This is a genomic window from Actinomadura soli (assembly GCF_005889715.1).
GTDB classification, from domain to species: domain Bacteria; phylum Actinomycetota; class Actinomycetes; order Streptosporangiales; family Streptosporangiaceae; genus Spirillospora; species Spirillospora soli.
Map to the genome: position 1 here is coordinate 1 of NZ_VCKW01000021.1, position 16,013 is coordinate 16,013.

The 16,013-nt window shown below is 69.4% G+C and carries 21 protein-coding genes; 3 read left to right on the top strand and 18 right to left on the bottom strand.

The genetic code is table 11. The annotated features are described in order from the left end of the window. The first annotated feature begins 135 nt into the window (after positions 1-135). The gene (locus tag ETD83_RS06165; protein ID WP_138644077.1) at positions 136-333 is read left to right on the top strand and encodes a sigma factor-like helix-turn-helix DNA-binding protein; all 198 of its coding nucleotides are present in this window, start codon (positions 136-138) and stop codon (positions 331-333) included. Then, the gene (locus ETD83_RS06170) at positions 330-1,019 is read left to right on the top strand and encodes an anti-sigma factor family protein (protein WP_138644078.1); all 690 of its coding nucleotides are present in this window, start codon (positions 330-332) and stop codon (positions 1,017-1,019) included. Before ETD83_RS06165 ends, ETD83_RS06170 begins: the two co-directional genes overlap by 4 nt. Positions 1,020-1,162: 143 nt before the next feature. Here the strand turns inward: ETD83_RS06170 and ETD83_RS06175 are convergent, their stop codons facing one another. Then, the gene (locus ETD83_RS06175; protein ID WP_138644079.1) at positions 1,163-1,636 is read right to left on the bottom strand and encodes a COG4315 family predicted lipoprotein; all 474 of its coding nucleotides are present in this window, start codon (positions 1,634-1,636) and stop codon (positions 1,163-1,165) included. A gap of 183 nt (positions 1,637-1,819) precedes the next feature. Here ETD83_RS06175 and ETD83_RS06180 point away from each other — a divergent pair, with 183 nt between their 5' ends. Next, on the top strand, positions 1,820-2,917 hold the full coding sequence (locus tag ETD83_RS06180) for a CHRD domain-containing protein (RefSeq protein ID WP_138644080.1): 1,098 nt from the start codon (positions 1,820-1,822) through the stop codon (positions 2,915-2,917). 210 nt (positions 2,918-3,127) lie between these two features. Here the strand turns inward: ETD83_RS06180 and ETD83_RS06185 are convergent, their stop codons facing one another. The 17 genes from ETD83_RS06185 to ETD83_RS06265 all read right to left on the bottom strand — a co-directional run bounded on the left by ETD83_RS06185 (position 3,128) and on the right by ETD83_RS06265 (position 16,011). Next, on the bottom strand, positions 3,128-3,901 hold the full coding sequence (locus tag ETD83_RS06185) for an anti-sigma factor family protein (RefSeq protein ID WP_138644081.1): 774 nt from the start codon (positions 3,899-3,901) through the stop codon (positions 3,128-3,130). After that, positions 3,898-4,470, bottom strand: a complete 573-nt coding sequence (locus tag ETD83_RS06190) for a sigma-70 family RNA polymerase sigma factor (protein ID WP_138644082.1) — start codon at positions 4,468-4,470, stop codon at positions 3,898-3,900. Before ETD83_RS06190 ends, ETD83_RS06185 begins: the two co-directional genes overlap by 4 nt. 224 nt (positions 4,471-4,694) lie before the next feature. Next, positions 4,695-4,868 carry a helix-turn-helix domain-containing protein gene (locus ETD83_RS45655; RefSeq protein WP_329602677.1) on the bottom strand — a complete coding sequence of 58 codons (174 nt, stop codon included), beginning with the start codon at positions 4,866-4,868 and terminating at the stop codon, positions 4,695-4,697. Between the two features lie 266 nt (positions 4,869-5,134). Further along, positions 5,135-5,725 (bottom strand): phosphotransferase family protein, encoded by a 591-nt coding sequence (locus ETD83_RS06200; protein WP_138644084.1) that lies wholly within the window; start codon positions 5,723-5,725, stop codon positions 5,135-5,137. A 236-nt stretch (positions 5,726-5,961) separates the two neighbouring features. Continuing rightward, positions 5,962-6,507 (bottom strand): phosphotransferase, encoded by a 546-nt coding sequence (locus tag ETD83_RS06205; RefSeq protein WP_171064044.1) that lies wholly within the window; start codon positions 6,505-6,507, stop codon positions 5,962-5,964. A gap of 79 nt (positions 6,508-6,586) precedes the next feature. Next, the gene (locus tag ETD83_RS06210; RefSeq protein ID WP_205717514.1) at positions 6,587-7,090 is read right to left on the bottom strand and encodes a glycine-rich domain-containing protein; all 504 of its coding nucleotides are present in this window, start codon (positions 7,088-7,090) and stop codon (positions 6,587-6,589) included. 121 nt (positions 7,091-7,211) lie between these two features. After that, entirely contained in the window at positions 7,212-8,054 is an 843-nt protein-coding gene (locus ETD83_RS06215) for a helix-turn-helix domain-containing protein (protein WP_138644086.1), read from the bottom strand. A gap of 9 nt (positions 8,055-8,063) precedes the next feature. Further along, positions 8,064-8,426 carry a DUF6879 family protein gene (locus ETD83_RS45660; RefSeq protein ID WP_329602678.1) on the bottom strand — a complete coding sequence of 121 codons (363 nt, stop codon included), beginning with the start codon at positions 8,424-8,426 and terminating at the stop codon, positions 8,064-8,066. 153 nt (positions 8,427-8,579) lie between these two features. Further along, entirely contained in the window at positions 8,580-8,804 is a 225-nt protein-coding gene (locus ETD83_RS06225) for a hypothetical protein (protein ID WP_205717516.1), read from the bottom strand. A gap of 179 nt (positions 8,805-8,983) precedes the next feature. Next, positions 8,984-9,187, bottom strand: a complete 204-nt coding sequence (locus ETD83_RS06230; RefSeq protein WP_138644087.1) for a DUF397 domain-containing protein — start codon at positions 9,185-9,187, stop codon at positions 8,984-8,986. After that, positions 9,184-9,444: a DUF397 domain-containing protein gene (locus ETD83_RS45260; protein WP_329602679.1), complete on the bottom strand. Its 261-nt coding sequence runs from the start codon at positions 9,442-9,444 to the stop codon at positions 9,184-9,186. The genes ETD83_RS06230 and ETD83_RS45260 overlap by 4 nt, the downstream gene beginning before the upstream one ends. Next, positions 9,387-9,599 carry a DUF397 domain-containing protein gene (locus tag ETD83_RS06240; protein WP_138644089.1) on the bottom strand — a complete coding sequence of 71 codons (213 nt, stop codon included), beginning with the start codon at positions 9,597-9,599 and terminating at the stop codon, positions 9,387-9,389. The genes ETD83_RS45260 and ETD83_RS06240 overlap by 58 nt, the downstream gene beginning before the upstream one ends. Positions 9,600-9,629: 30 nt before the next feature. Then, positions 9,630-9,731, bottom strand: coding sequence for a DUF397 domain-containing protein (locus ETD83_RS45865; protein ID WP_171064045.1), 102 nt, complete (start codon positions 9,729-9,731; stop codon positions 9,630-9,632). A 143-nt stretch (positions 9,732-9,874) separates the two neighbouring features. Beyond that, positions 9,875-11,341 (bottom strand): aldehyde dehydrogenase family protein, encoded by a 1,467-nt coding sequence (locus ETD83_RS06250; RefSeq protein ID WP_138644090.1) that lies wholly within the window; start codon positions 11,339-11,341, stop codon positions 9,875-9,877. After that, on the bottom strand, positions 11,338-12,759 hold the full coding sequence (locus tag ETD83_RS06255; RefSeq protein ID WP_138644091.1) for an MmgE/PrpD family protein: 1,422 nt from the start codon (positions 12,757-12,759) through the stop codon (positions 11,338-11,340). Before ETD83_RS06255 ends, ETD83_RS06250 begins: the two co-directional genes overlap by 4 nt. Continuing rightward, entirely contained in the window at positions 12,759-14,516 is a 1,758-nt protein-coding gene (locus ETD83_RS06260; protein WP_230420724.1) for a thiamine pyrophosphate-binding protein, read from the bottom strand. The genes ETD83_RS06255 and ETD83_RS06260 overlap by 1 nt, the downstream gene beginning before the upstream one ends. Positions 14,517-14,586: 70 nt before the next feature. Continuing rightward, entirely contained in the window at positions 14,587-16,011 is a 1,425-nt protein-coding gene (locus ETD83_RS06265) for an MmgE/PrpD family protein (RefSeq protein ID WP_138644093.1), read from the bottom strand. Between the last annotated feature and the right edge of the window lie 2 nt (positions 16,012-16,013).

Below are 16,013 nucleotides of genomic sequence, written 5' to 3' on the forward strand. Positions count from 1 at the left end.
CACCTGCGCCCCCGGCCCCCGGCGCCGCCCACCGAGAAATCACGGTGAATCGGAAACCCACATCTCCCGGGCGGTATCGTCGCGAAAGGTCCACACTGAATATCGGCGCGTCCGGCCAGGGAAAGGCAGTCGAGCATGGTCGTGGTCGCGGAGGCCATCCGTACGCTGTCCGCGTCCCACCGCGAGATCCTGAACGAGACGGTGCTGCGCAGGCGGACCGTGAACGAGGCCGCCGACGTGCTCGGGCTCCCCGTCGAAACGGTCAAGTCACGCGTCTACTACGCGCTCCGGGCGCTGCGGATCGCCCTGGAGGAGCGGGGGGTGGCGACGTGACCGCCGAGGCCGTGCACACCGATGTCGGGGCCTACGCGCTGGGCCTGCTGGAGCCCGACGACGCGAGGGCCTTCGAAGACCATCTCGCCACGTGCGGCCGCTGCTCCGCCGAACTCGCCGGCTTCGCCGCGATTTCGGACCTGCTCACCGGGCTCGGACCGGTCGAGGACGATCCGCCGTCCGCCCCGGCGGCCGGAGCCCCCGACCGCATGCGTCGCCGCGACAGGGCGCGCGGGCCCGCCGGTGGCGACGTCCCGAGCATCCGCCTCCTGGTCGCCGCCGCCGCGATCCTCCTCTTCACGGTCGGGGTCACCGTCGGGGCGACCGGGGGCGGCGACGATCCGGTCCCCGCCGACCTGCGCGGCTGGGGCGAGATCCGGTCGGCCGGCAACGCGAAGTCCGGGCTGGAGGCCGTCGCGGCGGTGCAGAGCAAGGGCTGGGGGACGCATGTGGCCCTCGACCTCGGCAACCTGAAGGGCCCGCTCACCTGCCGCCTCATCGCCGTCTCCACCAAGGGCGAGGAGAGCGAGGTGACCGGCTGGGCGGTCCCGGCGCGGGGGTACGGCGCGCTCGGCTCGCCCGACCACCTCCAGGTGCACGGCGGAATCGCGATCCCGCGCGCCGACCTGGAACGCCTCGTCGTGCGGGCCGACGGCGTCGGAGACCTGCTGAGCATCCCCACCTGACGGACGCGCGGCGCCACGTCGTCCAGCGCACCGGTACGGCCGAATCGAAACCGAATTCCGGTCGCGTCCAGAATGGCCTGTGAAATCGGGCGGATCCGTGCGACGCGACGGACCCGCCCGGCCCGGACATTACGTTTCGCGCCTCACGCCTCGCGCTTGATGAGCTTGCCGTCGACGCCGACGACGAACCATTCGCCGTCGACGCCCTGACCGTCGAGGTCGCCCGGCTGCGCGTCACCCGCGTAGTAGTAGAGAGGCCAATCACCATAGGTGGCCTGGAAGGTGCCTTCCGACCGCTGATAGTGCTTTACCAGCGACCGCTCGACGCCTTCACCGAGGGTGACCTTCACCTTGCCCGCGAGCGCGGGCCACGTGGCGATGCACTCACCCTCGCAGACACTCGTCCCGGCCTTGTCCTTGGTGAACGCGTACAGGCTTCGTCCCGACCGGTCGGTGATGATCGGCCCGAGATCGGACTGGCCGACTCTTATGCCCGCGGCCTCGCCGACCTTCTTCGCCGCCTGCTCGGATCCGGCGCTCTCCTTCCCGGACCCGCCGCCGCATCCGGCGAGCCCGATGACGGCGATCACACCGAGCAGAACAATGCGTGAGCGCATGAGAATACTCCCTAGGAAATGGGGGGTGAGTGATGCGTACCATCCCGCTACACGTTGAGTACGCCGGGCCGGGTTCAATCAGATTCTTTTTTCTTTTACTGAACCGGCCCCGAAGATCTCGTCGTACACCGGGTCGATCCTCAGTCGGACACACACGTTCACTCACCAGGAAGGGATCGACTAATGCGCAAGAGCCTCATCTCGCTGCCGATCACTGCGATCTCGCTGACGCTGCTGGGGGCCGTCCCGGCGCACGCGGCCCACCCCACGACGCCCGGCACCGCCGCCACCCCGGCACCAGGTCAGGAGCACGGGGCCGGTCATGGTGCGCCCGCACCGACCGGCGCCCCGCCCGCCGATCCGTCGGCCGCACCGTCAGGCGGCCCCGCCCCGGGCGCGCGAACCTCACAGCCGCAGACCGGCCAGGGGCAGGAGACCCCGTCCCAGGGCAACGGCGCGCCGAGCAGGGGACGCGGCAAGGCGGTCTTCCTGGCGGCCAGGCTCTCGGGCGCCAACGAGGTCCCGGCCTCCGCGGGCGACGCGGACGGGAGCGGCACCGCCCTCGTCCGCGTGCAGGGCAACCGGGTGACCTTCGCCCTGAGCTGGAACGGCATCACCGCCCCGACGCTCGGGCACATCCACCGGGGCGGGGCCGGTGTCAACGGCGACGTCGCGGTGCCGCTGTTCACCAGCGCGATGCCGGCGACCGTGACGGCGGCGGCGGGCGCCGTCACCGTTCCGGACCCCACGATCGCGGACGGCCTCCGGAACAACCCGGGCAACTGGTACGTGAACCTGCACACCGCGGAGAACCCGAAGGGCGCCGTCCGCGCCCAGCTCACGCCGCTCGGCGGCAGGAGCGACATCCTGAGGCTGCTCAAGACCGGCGGCAAGCGCGCCTTCCTGTCCGGTGACCAGGAGGTGCCGGTCAAGGGCGGCCCCGCGGTCGGCGACCCGGACGCCAGGGCGGTCGCCTTCGTCCGGCCCTCGCCCGTCCGGTCCTCGGCGGGCGGCGGCTCGGTCCGCTTCTCCATGGCCTGGATCGGCGTCACGCCCAGCCTCGCCCACATCCACCGCGGCGGGTTCGGGACCAACGGCCCGGTCACCGTCAACCTCTTCACCACCGCCGTGCCGAGCACGATCTTCGCGGTGTCGGGCACCGCGACCGGCGTCGATCCCGGCGTCGTCCAGGGCATCAGGACGAACCCGCGCAACTGGTACGCCAACCTCCACAGCACCGAGTTCCCGGGCGGCGCCGTCCGCGGGCAGCTCAACGACTGACCGGCGCCCTCAGGCGAAGGGCCTCCCAAGCGAACGCGGCCGGGGCGTGGAGAATCACTCCACGCCCCGGCCGCTTTCCGTCCGTGGGACGATCCGCCGTCCGCGGCTCGTCGTGTCCGGCGGTCGCATCCGCCTGCGCGGGGGCGCGCGCGAGAACGAAACGCCCGGCACGGTGCGAAGACCGTGCCGGGCGCGCTGCCGTACGCCGGGTCAGATCGGGATGGTGAGCAGGGTCCCTCCGCCCTCGATCTTCACCTCGAAGCGGTCGAGGTTCGCACGCTGGATCGGGGTGCCGCCGTGGGTGATCAGCGGTTGCGGCGAGCCGGGCAGTCCGTAGCCCTTCTCCGGGACCTGCCAGCCGGTGACGACCGTCCGTTCACCGGTGCGGGACACCGCCTCCAACCGGCACCTGAGGGGGCCGCGGACGCCCTTCAGCTCCAGCCCGACGTGCGTGCCCCAGCCCACGGAACTCAAGCCCACCAGGCCGCTCACACCCGTCCTGGCATCGGAGCCGGAGTGGCGCTCACCGGACACGACCAGCGCCTGGGCCGGACCGTGCTGGTGCCCGCCCCCGGGGAGCCCGTCGCCGCGGAGGCCGGTGCCCACGGTGACGCCCGCGCCGATCAGCACGGCGGCGGCCGCGGCGCCGATCACGTATGTCCCACGCCGCCGGCGGCGCTCGGAACGCCGTTGGCGGCGCAGGAGATCGATCACCTCGGCCGGAGGCCGCTCCGATTCGGCCTCCGAGGGGGGCTCCGTCGCGCCGCTCGCGCCGTCGACCTCGGTCTCGCGTTCCAGGCCGTGGACGGCGTCGCTGAACTCGCCGAGGCCGGAGAGCGCCTCGGCCATGCCGCTCATCTCGCGGAGCTCCTCCGCGCACGAGTCGCACTGTGCGAGATGCGCCTCGAAGGCGCGGCGATCGTCCTCCTCAAGCAGCCCAAGGGCGTAAGCGCCGATATCGGTGTGCTCGATCTGCGAGGTCATGCCGTCACCCCCCTTTCCTCCAAAGCGACGCGCAACGCGCGCAACGCGTAGTAGACGCGGGACTTGACCGTCCCCACCGGAATGCCCAGCACCTCGGCCGCCTGGTTGACGGAACGGTCGCGCAGCACGGTCTCGGTCAACACCTCCCGATGGGGAGCCGACAGCGCCTTCAACGCCTCCGACACGACGACCTTGCGCAGGAGACCGTCCATCTGGTCCGCGGTCGGCAGGTGCTCAAGGGCACCGTCGCCGACCTCGGGCGGCCGGATGTCCCGGGACCGCCGATGATCGATCACGATACGCCGGGCGACCGTGGCCAGCCAGGGCATGAGGGATCCGGTCGAGCGGTCGAGCCGGTCCGCGCCCTTCCACGCCCTGATGAAGGTCTCCTGGACGACGTCCTCGGCCCACTGCCGGTCGCCCGCGGTGAGCCGCATGACGAAGCTCGTCAGCGGCCTGCGGTACTCGCGGTACAGCTCCGCGACGATGCGTTCGTCATCGGTTTCGGGGGCGGTCCGGGGAAATCGAACGAGGTTTCTGAACCCGCCGGTGGTTCCTGGTGCTGCCATGGCCGAGGGTCTCCGGGTCTTAGAGGGTTGGCCCTAGAGGGACAGACGGTCAGCAGACCGTACGAGTCCGGCCGGACGCCCGGTTCAACGGCTTTGAGACTTTCTTAAGGTCCTCTTAGGCTCCCGGCGCTCCCACCGGTGCGGCACAGCCCGTTGACCTCGGCATCCTCGATACACCCGGCCCCCGCCCGGCATCGGCCGCTTAAGGCCAGGGGAAGCTGCGGCTACCGGCCGGGGAGTTTCCGGCGGAAGTCGGCGGGGGCGTGCCCGTACCAGCGGTGGAAGGCCCGGCGCAGCGCCCGGACGTCGGAGTAGCCGACGCGGGCGGCGATCGCGTCGATGTTGAGCCGGGTGTCCCGAAGCAGCCGGGTGGCCTCCGCCTGGCGGACCTTCTCCACTTGCTCGCGCCAGCTGGTGCCTTCCTGGTGCAGCCGCCGCTGGAGAGATCGGCTGGACGAACGGGTTGATGGCGCCTTCCCTGAGCAGGGAGTCACGTCGCCCGCCGAGGCGATTGCGGACCGCCTTCACGAAAACGATCCCTTCTCGCACTCGACCAGGGCCGTCAGGTCCGAACTGAATCCACGCGAGGTGGGCCGAACGTCGCCCAGCACGCCGGCATGCGGATGGACCAGAGCCGCGAACTCCTTCCCGGAAAGTCCGCCGCTCATACTCCACGTCCTCTTGCCCGTTGCCGGTGAGAGGCCCATTGCCGGGCGAGCGAGAGATTGGCGGGGACATGTGGAGCGAGACGGCCGGCACTGAGACGTGCCCATCGTTCTGCCGACAGATGCGCATACAGATCGATGGACACCGGGTCGGCGTCCGCCCATGACGGGAACTGCGCGGCCCATTGCTCGGCTTCGCTGGGAACATGGCCTGCGTGGATCAACCAGGGGATGACCTGGCCGACCTCCACCCACGGAGCGCCTCGGGACGCGAACGCCCAATCCACTACGACCACGCGCTGATCCGCCGTGATGAGCAAGTTGTGCGGGTTGAGGTCGGTGTGCAGCAGAGCATCCCCGGCAAGCGACGACACATCGTCCGCGAGAGCGTCCCAACGCCGTTCAACCCTCATGACCACGGCGTCCGGGCATCGAATGGCCTGAAGCCGATGGATCGTCTCCGCCAACGCGTCTGGATCGGAATGACCCGGCGAGTAGTCCACGTGGCGACCCTCGATGTACTCGAATCCCACAGCGAACCACCCCCCGGCTTCGACCGTCCACAACAGCCGGGGGGCGAACTCGGGCACGCACGGGTTGATCGCGGCTTCCCTGCGCAGCGCGCGGACCTGCCGACCGTCCTCGCTCCGTGAGCCCTTCGGAGCAGCCTTGACAAAAGTCCGTCCCAAGGCCCCTGTCACGGTGACGGCCAGATCGGCATTGCTCCCGCCACGGACCGATTGCACCAAGCGGATTCCGCCGGTCCGCTCAGCAATCGCATCCCGAACCTGCCCAGGCAACCGGGTCGCTCGCCGTCGCGCATCCGTCAGCGTGCCCGGTGGGTGACCCAAGTGCGGCCCGCTCGTGCGGCTTTGGCTCTGAAGCCGCGCGCGGTCTCCTGGCTGGCTGTCAGGAGATTCCCGGCGTGCAGGTCGTAGTGCAGCAAGATCTCTCCCGTCAGCGATTCCACGGAAAGTGCCGCAATCGCCTCGGCGTATACGCCCCACTGAGGCCCGTCGAGCTTCTTGGCCAGTAGGGCGGTGGCCCTCTCCTGGAGCATCTCAAGGTTCATCGTGACGCTCGGAAGAGCGCCGCCCGTCCCTCCGAGTCGCGAGAGAGCGTCGAGCACACCGGGCAGATCCGGCGACGCGGGCGATAGGTCGGCGCTCCGGGCCCCATCGATGAATTCAAACACCAGCAGGACCCATCCTCCACATTCACCCGACCACAGCATCCGCGGAGCCGGGACGCTTGGCGCGAGCGCCAGGTTGGCCGCACGCTCACGCCTATAGGGGCGGACGGCGTGGTCGTTGGCAGGAATGCCCTTGAGGAAGACGCTGCCTCGGCCTTCGGTGTGCAGCCTCGCTGCCACTCCTGGCATGATGCCGCGCTCTGCCGACTCGGCTTTGACCACCGCTCCGCATCGTTCCTCAACAGCCGTCCGCGCTGCCTCAGAAAGGTCGTCCCACACAAGCCTCCGCACGCTTATACGAGCCTCGGGAGTCGTGACAGCCCTGATGACACTGGCTGCAGTCGCCCGCCGACGCCCAGAGGTCGATGTCCACCGGCAGACTCGCCGCCCGCATGGCCTCCACCGTGGTGCCGATGGACGCTCTCTCATCGTCCGCCGTTCCGCCACAGGTGCGCTCATCGTTGGGCGTGTGGTGGATGAAGCGTCCCGCCACGCGGTGGCAGAACTCGGCATATTCGCGGGTGTAGAGGATAAACGCGTGCCATCCGATGTCCACGGCCTGCGACGGGGCGAGTCCTGCACCAGGGTTGAGGGCACACGCCTTGAGGAAGGCCAGTGCCTGTGCCAGGACGCGGCCGGCGTCCTCACTGCTCATGTGCTCTTCGTGAACAATCCGGTCCACGAGTCGACGGAACAGATCCGGGCTGATCGATCTCTTGAAGTCGGTGACGGACGGCGTGGGATGCGCTGCCATGAGGACCACGGGTCACCCTCCCGTTCGGTTGACGCGGCTCATACGCCGCCGGGGTCTGACTGTTCGTGGCAAGAACGTAGAAAGTCGTCCGTCGCCCACGCCAGCAACTTGCAGCAACTTGCGTGCGAACTCATAGGGCGGCGATGGCCGCAGTGATCAAGTTGCGGGCCCTCTCGCCGTGAACGGCCATCGAGGACAGTTCGGAGAAAGTTCTGCGGTACAGGTCCAGCTCGCCCGTCTGTTGCACTGTGATCTTCGCGGAGACGGTCTCCATGACGACCTGCTTCCCGTCCAGGATCCAGAAACCTTCGACCGGCCACATACTCCGGAAAACGGTGAACGGAATTATGCCCAACGAAACCGAGGGTAGTGCCATCACATCGAGGAGATGGCCGAGTTGCCCCGCCATAAGGTCGGCATTGCCGATGCTGGTGCGCAACACAGATTCCTCGATCACGACCGCGAAGCGGTGGTCGCCGGTGTAGAGCAGCCGCTCACGTTCGACCCTCGCCAGTGCCGCTTCGTCGCCATCATCCGGGGTCGAGAAGAACTCGGCTATCCGAGTGAGCAATGCGCGGGCATAGCCGTGTGTCTGGAAGAAGCCGGGAACGACCCCGGGTTCGTAGATCCAGAAGTTCGACGTCTGCTCCCACAGTGGGATCACGGCCGCCTGAAGCCGCTTCAGGCCGCCCCGCTGCATACGCCGCCACTCGATGTACGCCGAGTCGAGTTGACGGTTCATCGAGACGAGTTCAGCAACATCCTGCTCGGCAGCACCACATGCTGCGCACCATGCTTTGATATCGGAATCCGCGATGGCCTGCCTGCCGCTCTGAATTCGGCTGCTCTTGGACTCGTGCCAGCCGCACATGGAAGCCACCTCCCGGGCGGAGAGGCCGGAATCCAGACGGATCTCCCGCAGCCGGGCAGCCAGCGCGTCCCTGGCCTGCTGGACTGAAGATGAAGGGTGCATGTCAGCGCGTCAGGAAGGTCGGTAGTCCCCGTGATCGACCGCCCGCTCCCACACGGCCGCGAATGCGGCGGAGCACTGCGAAATGAGCGCATGGTCGGTGGTCACCTCGTTGTCGGCCCATTCGCCGTCACCGTTGAAGTGATTCCATACGAGGACGGCGGAATCAAACACCCAGAAGTCTGAGGGAGGCGTCACAAGGCCGGCGGTCATGTGACGAGGCAGCCACCGCACCTGCTCCCCCGCTGCAAGGTTAACCTGGGCCGTACATTCCCAGAGCCAGCGACTATAGCGAGAGAGCGGTTCGGAGACAATTCGCGCTCTCCGTACCTCGACCCCTCTTGAGACCGCCTCGCCGATCGTTATATCCACCACTAATCATTGGCGTCAGTGAACACGTTGCCGGTTTCAAGCCACTCGTGAACGAGGCGTCCGCCATGTAAGCGTCGCGCGACTCAAGATGGACCGCTGAATGATCAGCTGCAGCGAGAATGTCTTCAAACCTCTCGTTGGTCAGCGGGGTCCCCATCAAGAGCCTCCAATGCTTTCATGATCACCGGCTTCATCCGGGCGGGAATTCGCACCGACGACTCGTTGTGCCGTGCGGCTGTGGGAAGAGATTTCAGCCAGCACGGCCGCATCGGTCTCCGTCCACCCCTGGAACACGAGTTCGCCTCTGGCATGGTCCACGAAGACAGCGGGAGAACCCTGGTTCCTGCTGGTGTCGTCCTTGCCGTAGAACTCCAGAGTCATGTCGACCCCAGATCGGGCACATGCGTCGACTTGCATGCAGCTTCGTCAAGCGTCCGCTCCATCGGCTGCATCGTCAAGGCTCTGGCACGAGTCGCTGGTCTTACGCTGCCGCAGCGATCAGTGAAGCAGGCAAGCTCCCGTCTGAGCGCTCCGGCGAGACTCTGCGCAAAGAAGGCGCGCTAGACGCCGTGTTCGCCCTGCTTGATGCTGCGGCTGAATGCCTGCCAGGCGGAGCGCGGAACGAGCAGTACCGGCCCGTGCGGGTCCTTGCTGTCCCTCATCGCCACCGCGCCATTGACGGGAGCGATCTCCACGCACGCACCGTCCTGCTGGCTGTGCCTGCTGGTGCGCCAGCCCGCGCTGGAAAGATCTGGGCTAGTCATCCCTGGTCGTAGCGGCCGGCTCGGGCTTGGGCGATGAAGGCGACCCACGCTTGCGGGGTGAGGGTGAGGTGGGCCTTGTGCGGCGCCTTGCTGTCTCGGACGGCGATGCTCGCGTCCAAGGTGGCGACTTCTACGCACTGGCCGGTGCTGCTACTGCGAACGCTCTTCCGCCATGTCGCGCTTGCCGGGCCCGGTGTCGTCATGTCGCGCCTCGGTCGTACCGGCCGGCCTTCGCCTCGGTGACGAAAGCGCCCCATGCCTGCGGGTTGAAGGTGAAGTGCCCGGCGTCGGGGGCTTTGCTGTCCCGCACGCCGAGGCTCAGGGTCAGATCGGCGACCTCGACACAGTTGCCGTTGCTACCGCTGTGGCTGCTCTTGCGCCATGCGACAGATGCCATGTCACTGATGGCCATAGCTCGGCGCACCTCCCCGCCGTATGTCGACTATCGGTCGTAGCGTCCAGATTGCACCTGAACGATGAGAATTGCCCACGCCTGCGGGGTGAGGGTGGGGTGGCCCCCATGCGGCGCTTTGCTGTCCCGCACGCCGACGCCCGCGTCGAGGCCCGATCGCCTCAGCGAAGGTCATGATGACGAAGGAGCCGATCATGCCTGGGTGGCTCCCTGCGTCGAATGGGATCACCTGGAGATTCAGTACGAGCGGCAAGTTGGAGACTGGTGAGGTCTGGTTACAGGCGGATGATCGTGGTTTTGAGTTGGGAGTAGTGGTCGATGGCGGCCAGACCTTTCTCCCTGCCCCAGCCGCTGTGCTTGTAGCCGCCGAACGGGGTTTCGACGCCTCCGGCCTGGTACTCGTTGATGAATACCTGGCCTGCCTCTAGGCGGCGGGACAGGGCGAGTGCGCGGCCTATGTCGCGGGTGTAGACGCCGGCGGCGAGGCCGTAGTCGGTGCCGTTGGCGATTTCGAGTGCCTCGTCGTCGGTGGTGAACGGTAGGACGCAGACGACCGGGCCGAATATCTCTTCGTTGGCGATCCGCATGTTCGGGCTTACGTCCGTGAACACGGTGGGCTGGACGAAATAGCCTCGGACCAGGTCGTCGTCGGTGTAGCGGCTTCCACCGGTCACGGTGGCGGCCCCCTCTTGGGTGCCGATGTCGATGTAGCCGAGGACGCGGTCTAGTTGGGTCTGGGAGATCAGCGGGCCCAGCATCGGGTCTCGCATGCCTGGCCCGACTGTCACTTTGGCCAGGGCGGTGGCTATGCGGTCTAGCACGTCGTCTAGAGCGTCGGCATGGACGAGTAGGCGGGTCGCGGCGGAGCAGATCTGGCCCGCGTTGTGGGTCATGGTGCGCAGGACGCTGGCGGCGACGGCGTCCATGTCGGCGTCGGGGAAGATGATGTTCGCCGATTTGCCGCCGAGTTCCAGGCCTACGGGGACGATGCGGTCGGCGGCGGTTTTCGCGACCAGGCGCCCTGTTTCGACCGAGCCTGTGAAGGAGATGCGGCGGACGAGGGGGTGCTCGACCAGGGCTTGGCCTGCCTCTTCGCCTAGGCCGGTGACGACGTTCAGGATGCCGGGTGGGAGCCCGGCCTCCAGGGCCAGTTTGCCTAGGCGGACGGCGGTCAGCGGGGTCTCTTCGGCCGGTTTGAGCACCACTGCGTTGCCGACCGTCAGGGCGGGGGCGGCGGCGCGGGCGGCCTGGTTCAGCGGGGCGTTCCACGGGACGATGACGCCCACCACGCCGTACGGCTCCTTGGTGGTGACGGCCATGTGTTCGGCGTCGAGGGGGAGGTGGCTTCCCTCGATCTTGTCGCAGATCCCGGCGTAGTACTCGAAGTAGCGGGCGGCCAGTTCGACGTCCCGTTTGCCCTGGCTGATCGGCTTGCCGGAGTCGAGGGTCTCCAGCATCGCGAGCTGGTCCACGTCGTCGAGGAGGAGGCGGCCTAGGCGGGCGAGGGCGCGGGCCCGCTCGTGCGGCTTGCGGCGCGACCATTCCGGTGCGCGGTACGCCTGGTGCGCGGAGGTCACCGCGGCGTCCACGTCGGCGGCGGCGCCGCGGGGGACCTCGGCGAGGGGTTCTCCGGTGGACGGGTCGTAGGTGGTCAGCCACTCTCCCGACCAGGCGGGGACGGCCCGGCCTGCGATGATCATGCTGTGCCGGTCGGGGACGACGGTCCGGGGCGGCGGGCTCATCTCGGGCTCCCTAGGGCGTCGGCGGCGGACATGGCGGCGGTGAACTCAGCGAGGGACGGGGCCGTCGCCAGACCTCGGAGGGCGTCCAGCAGGCGCTCGGCCTCCTTCGTGCCGGTCACGTCGCGGACGCAGTCGCGGAACTTGGCATCCACGTCCTCCGGGGGCATCGGGTTGCCGGGGCTTCCGATGTTGTGGTGGAGGTGCTCCTCGTGGCGGGTGCCGTCGTCCAGCTCGACGCGGACGCCGCCGGGGAACGCGGCCGGGTATTCGGCGTACTCCACGACCTCGTAGTCGACGCGGCGGGCGACGTCCAGGACGGCGGGGTCGGACAGGCGCTCGGGACGGAAGCTGTCCACGCCGAGTACGCCGTCGACGACCGTGAGGGCCATGGCGAAGGGGAGGCTGAACCGGGCGTCGTAGACGGTACGCGGCGTGTGCTTGTCAGCGAGGGGCTCGCAGACCAGGTGCAGATATGCGGACGGGACCAGTGCCGTGAACCGGCGGACGTCTTCGGGGCGTAGGGCCAGGCGGTCGCGGAGTGTGCGCCAGGCGTCGACGCTGGCGTGGATGCAGTGTCCGGCCGGATAGGGCTTGGTGGAGACGGTGGTCCCCGTCCACTGCTCGCCTAGGCCGGAAAAGGCGGAGGCCGTGGACTTCACCTCGACGGCCGCGAACGCCTTGAGCAGACCCGCCGGGCCCTCCAGGACGGTGGCCGGGCCCGTGGCGCCGTGCCGGGCGAGCTTCGCGGCGGTCACCGCGCCCTTGGCCGCCCAGCCCGGATGCATCTGCTTGGCGTCGGAGCCGTCCGAGAAGAACTCCATCAAGCCTGCAGCCATGCTCCCGGCGAGCCCGGCGGCGCTGACGGCCTCCGTCATGGAGAGGCCGAGCAGCCGGGCGGCGACTGCGGTGGCCGGGATGATGCCTAGGACGGAGGTCGGGTGGAAGCCGCGTTGCTGGAGCGGCTTGCCTGGTGCCAGGGTGCCCAGGCGGGCGGCCAGCTCGTAGCCGATGGTGGCTGCGGCCAGGACGTCCCGGCCGGACGCGCCGGTCTCCTCGCCGACCGCGAGCGCGGTGGGGACGATCACCACGCTCGGATGGATCATCGAGGCGGTGTGCGTGTCGTCGTAGTCCATGCCGTGCGCGAGCATGCCGTTGGCGAAGCAGGCGTCGGTGGCGCGGGAACGCCGTCCGCCCGAGGCCCATATCGAGGCGGGGCCGGGGGCGGGCTCCTCCAGCGCCAGCCGCGCGGCCGCCGTGGCCAGGCCCCGTCCGGCGCAGGCCAGGGCCACTCCGACGGTGTCGGTGAAGCGGAGGGACGTCCAGTCGAGCACCTCGCCGGGGACGTCGGCGGAGGGGTGGCCGAGCGCGAAGCCGAGCATCCGCTCGGTCAGGGTGGCCGGTTCCCGGGGGCCGGCCATCAGACGGGCGGGTGCGCGAGGCCGCGCTCGGCGAAGTCGGACGGGTACCGGTAGTGGACGGCCCGGTAGCCCTCGCTCTCCGGGTCGATGTCCACGTCGATGACCGTGGGGGCGCCGCTGTCCAGGGCCTTGCGGAGCGCGTCCTTGATCTCCCCGGGCGCGCGGACGCGGACGCCCTGCGCGCCCATCACCCGGGCCCAGTCCGCGAAGTCGATCTCGTGCCGCTTCCCGTCGGCCTCGTCGACGTAGTCGGTGAGCGAGTGGCGGCCGTAGATCCTCAGCATCTGCTCGCGCTCGATCTGGAGCGTGCCGTTGCTGAGCACGACCACGACGATGGGGACGCCCTGTTCGACGGCCGTGAGCAGGGCCGAGCCGGTCATCGTGAACGAACCGTCACCGAGGATGGCGATGGTGGGTTTGTCGGGGCGGGCGAGCGCGGCGCCCACTGCGCCCGGAAGCGTCCAGCCCATGCGGTGGAAGAAGCCGGAGTGGATGTAGTGGCGGCTCAACGCGCGCAGGAACGGCGGCCCGAATGAGAGGGAGTGGCCGGTGTCGAACAGGACGGTGGCGTCCGGGGCCTGTTCGGCGACGACGTCCGACAGGTCGGAGAACACGCGCGCGTAGCCCATCGGGGCGGCGTCCGAGGTGCGGAGCGGCGCGACCTCCGCCTCCCATTTGTCGCGGAGTTGCCCGAGGTGCTCCAGCCAGGCCGTGCGGTCGGCCTGGGGGCGCGGCTCCAGGGCGGTGGCGAGGCCGAGAAGGGCCGTCCGGGCGTCGGAGACGATCGCGACGTCGGTCGGGTAGACGCGGGCCAGTTCGCCGTCGTCGATGTCGATGTGGACGAGCTTGGTCGAGCCCGGGATGTCGTGCAGCGTCCAGCCGCCGGTGTCGATGTCGCCGAACCTGGTGCCGACGCCGATGAGGACGTCGCATTCGCGGGCCGCCTGGTTGGCCTGGAGGGTTCCGGCGCGTCCGACGCAGCCGAGTGAGAGCGGGTGGTCCTCGGGGATCGCGCCCTTGCCGGGCGTCGCCGTCTCGACCGGGATGGAGAAGCGTTCGGCCAGGTCGGCCAGCTCCTTCCAAGCCCGTGCGTTGTGGATGCCGCTGCTGACCGACAGGAGCGGGCGCTCGGCGGACGCGATCAGGTCGGCGGCCTCGTCGAGGGCCTGCGGGTCGGGGCCCGGGCGGGCGATGCGCGTCCATCGGGCCAGGTCGGGGATGCCGCGCAGCTCGATCTCGGTGTGCTGGATGTCGAACGGGAGCTGCACGACTACCGGGCCGGGACGGCCGGTGATCGCGGTCTTGTAGGCGCGGAGCACCATCTCCAGCGCGTTGTCGGGACGCGTGACGCTGAACGACGCCTTCGTCAGCGGCTTGAGGGTGAGGGGCCACTCCTCGGGGCCGTAGCGGTAGACCTCCTCGATGCCGCCGCGTCCGTACCACTGCGTGGCTCCCCCGCCCGCCAGCACGAGCAGCGCGGACGAGTCGAAGAACGCGGACGCGACCGCCGGGGTGATGTTGGCGCTGCCAGGCCCGACCGACGTGGTGACGACCGCCATGGGGGGCTCGCGGCGGCTGCGCCAGTAGCAGTCCGCCATGTGGACGGCGTGGTCCTCGCTGCGGGCGGCGATGGTGCGGATCCGGGTCTCGTGGACGAGCGAGTCGAGGAGCTTCCAGTTGCCGTGGCCGTTGTAGCCGAAGCAGAACTCCGTGCCCGCCGACTCCAGTGCCTTCGCGATCGCCGTGGCCAGTTGCATCCGCACCGCGACGCACCTCCGTATCCGAAGCCGAAGCAAACAGAGAATATAGTATAGAAAATTGAGCGTTCTAGACAGGGCCGTGGGGAAGGACGCCGGTGAGGGCGCTCATCGACGGCAGCGACGGCACCGCGCGGACCGACTCGATCGCCGCCTCCGTCCCGTCCCAGGCGGGCAGCGCGAAGGCGGCGCAGTCGCGGAACTTCGCCGCCACGTCCGCGAAGTCCATCGGTGCTCGCGGGTGGCCCTTCACCACCGTCGCCCGCTTGGTGATCGCTTCGCCGTCGCGCAGCCTGACCGTGACGTGCGCCGGCATGGGCAGCGCGCCCCGGTTCGCCGGCCGCTCTCCGTCCAGGTCGGGCTTGATGACCACGCGGTCGGCGACGTCCAGGACGCGCGGGTCGTCCAGCGCCGCCGGGACGAAGTGCTCGGGGCCGACGCGGCCGTGCACGGCGGCCACCGCCACCGCGTACGGCATGCTGAACTGGGCCGCGGCCTGCGTGGACGGGCGACGTTTCGCGCCGTCGGGCGCGCAGGCCAGGTCGTACGCCTCGCGGTCGGTGACGTCCACCTCGATCGCCTCGATCCGGCCGGTCGCGCCGTCCAGGTCCCGTATCGCGTCGAGGGTCGCCGCGATGGAGGTGTGCGTGAACTTGCAGCACGGGTACAGCGGCTTGATGCTCGACTCCAGGACGCGCCATTCGGTGCCCAGGCCCGTGGTTATCTCGTCCGGGTCGTACCGGCCCCGGTGGTTGGTGAAGTAGTAGCCGAACCTGCCCTCCAGGACGTCGATGTCCGGGGCGGCTCCGGTGATGCCGCGTTCGGCCATCACCGCCGCCAGCACACCGGCCTGCGCGGACAGGCCCTGCCCAAGGCTCACCGTGTGCGCCCCGGCCAGGAACGCCTGCTGCTTCCCGCAGAGCATCGACAGCGCGATCCCCATCGCGTGGCGGGTCCGTTCCCCGGACAATCCCATGAGGCGGGCGGACGTCAGGGCGGCGCCGAACGTTCCGCACTCGTACGTCCTGGACGCGCCGGTGACGGTGAACGACTCGCGCGGCGCCAGCGCCATCCGGCACACCGCCTCCGCGCCGATGGCGATGGCGGTCAGGAACTCGCGGCCGCTCACCGTCCGGCGGCCGGCCGCCTCCACCGCCTCCGTGACGGCCAGCGCGGCGGGCACGACGCTCCCGCTGACGTGGCAGAAGGCGTGTTCGAGGACGTCGTCGAGGTCCCACGCGCGGGCGCAGGTCGCGTTGGCCAGCGCGGCGAGGTGGCGCGGGACGCGCTCTCCCGTGGCGTGAACCGTGGCCTCGGGCCGTCCGCCCCAATGGGTCACCAGGCCCGCGACCTGGCGCGCGCCGTCCGCGGACAGCCCGGCGATCTGCGCGGCGAGCGTGTCGAGCAGGGCGAGCCGCATCCGGTCCAGGACGGGCGGCGGGGGCGTCGTCGCCGGGTCGCGTGCCCAGGCGATCAGTGTGTCGGTCGCGGCCATCG

Excerpts from the sequence above, each read along its gene's own strand:
- ETD83_RS45260 (WP_329602679.1), bottom strand. The coding sequence starts at position 9,444 with ATGGGGCGCTTTCGTCACCGAGGCGAAGGCCGGCCGGTACGACCGAGG.
- ETD83_RS06175 (WP_138644079.1), bottom strand. The coding sequence starts at position 1,636 with ATGCGCTCACGCATTGTTCTGCTCGGTGTGATCGCCGTCATCGGGCTC.
- ETD83_RS06260 (WP_230420724.1), bottom strand. The coding sequence starts at position 14,516 with ATGCAACTGGCCACGGCGATCGCGAAGGCACTGGAGTCGGCGGGCACG.
- ETD83_RS06255 (WP_138644091.1), bottom strand. The coding sequence starts at position 12,759 with ATGGCCGGCCCCCGGGAACCGGCCACCCTGACCGAGCGGATGCTCGGC.
- ETD83_RS06165 (WP_138644077.1), top strand. The coding sequence starts at position 136 with ATGGTCGTGGTCGCGGAGGCCATCCGTACGCTGTCCGCGTCCCACCGC.
- ETD83_RS06230 (WP_138644087.1), bottom strand. The coding sequence starts at position 9,187 with ATGACTAGCCCAGATCTTTCCAGCGCGGGCTGGCGCACCAGCAGGCAC.
- ETD83_RS06225 (WP_205717516.1), bottom strand. The coding sequence starts at position 8,804 with ATGACTCTGGAGTTCTACGGCAAGGACGACACCAGCAGGAACCAGGGT.
- ETD83_RS06185 (WP_138644081.1), bottom strand. The coding sequence starts at position 3,901 with ATGACCTCGCAGATCGAGCACACCGATATCGGCGCTTACGCCCTTGGG.
- ETD83_RS06180 (WP_138644080.1), top strand. The coding sequence starts at position 1,820 with ATGCGCAAGAGCCTCATCTCGCTGCCGATCACTGCGATCTCGCTGACG.
- ETD83_RS06215 (WP_138644086.1), bottom strand. The coding sequence starts at position 8,054 with ATGCACCCTTCATCTTCAGTCCAGCAGGCCAGGGACGCGCTGGCTGCC.
- ETD83_RS06250 (WP_138644090.1), bottom strand. The coding sequence starts at position 11,341 with ATGAGCCCGCCGCCCCGGACCGTCGTCCCCGACCGGCACAGCATGATC.
- ETD83_RS06265 (WP_138644093.1), bottom strand. The coding sequence starts at position 16,011 with ATGGCCGCGACCGACACACTGATCGCCTGGGCACGCGACCCGGCGACG.
- ETD83_RS06240 (WP_138644089.1), bottom strand. The coding sequence starts at position 9,599 with ATGGCCATCAGTGACATGGCATCTGTCGCATGGCGCAAGAGCAGCCAC.
- ETD83_RS06190 (WP_138644082.1), bottom strand. The coding sequence starts at position 4,470 with ATGGCAGCACCAGGAACCACCGGCGGGTTCAGAAACCTCGTTCGATTT.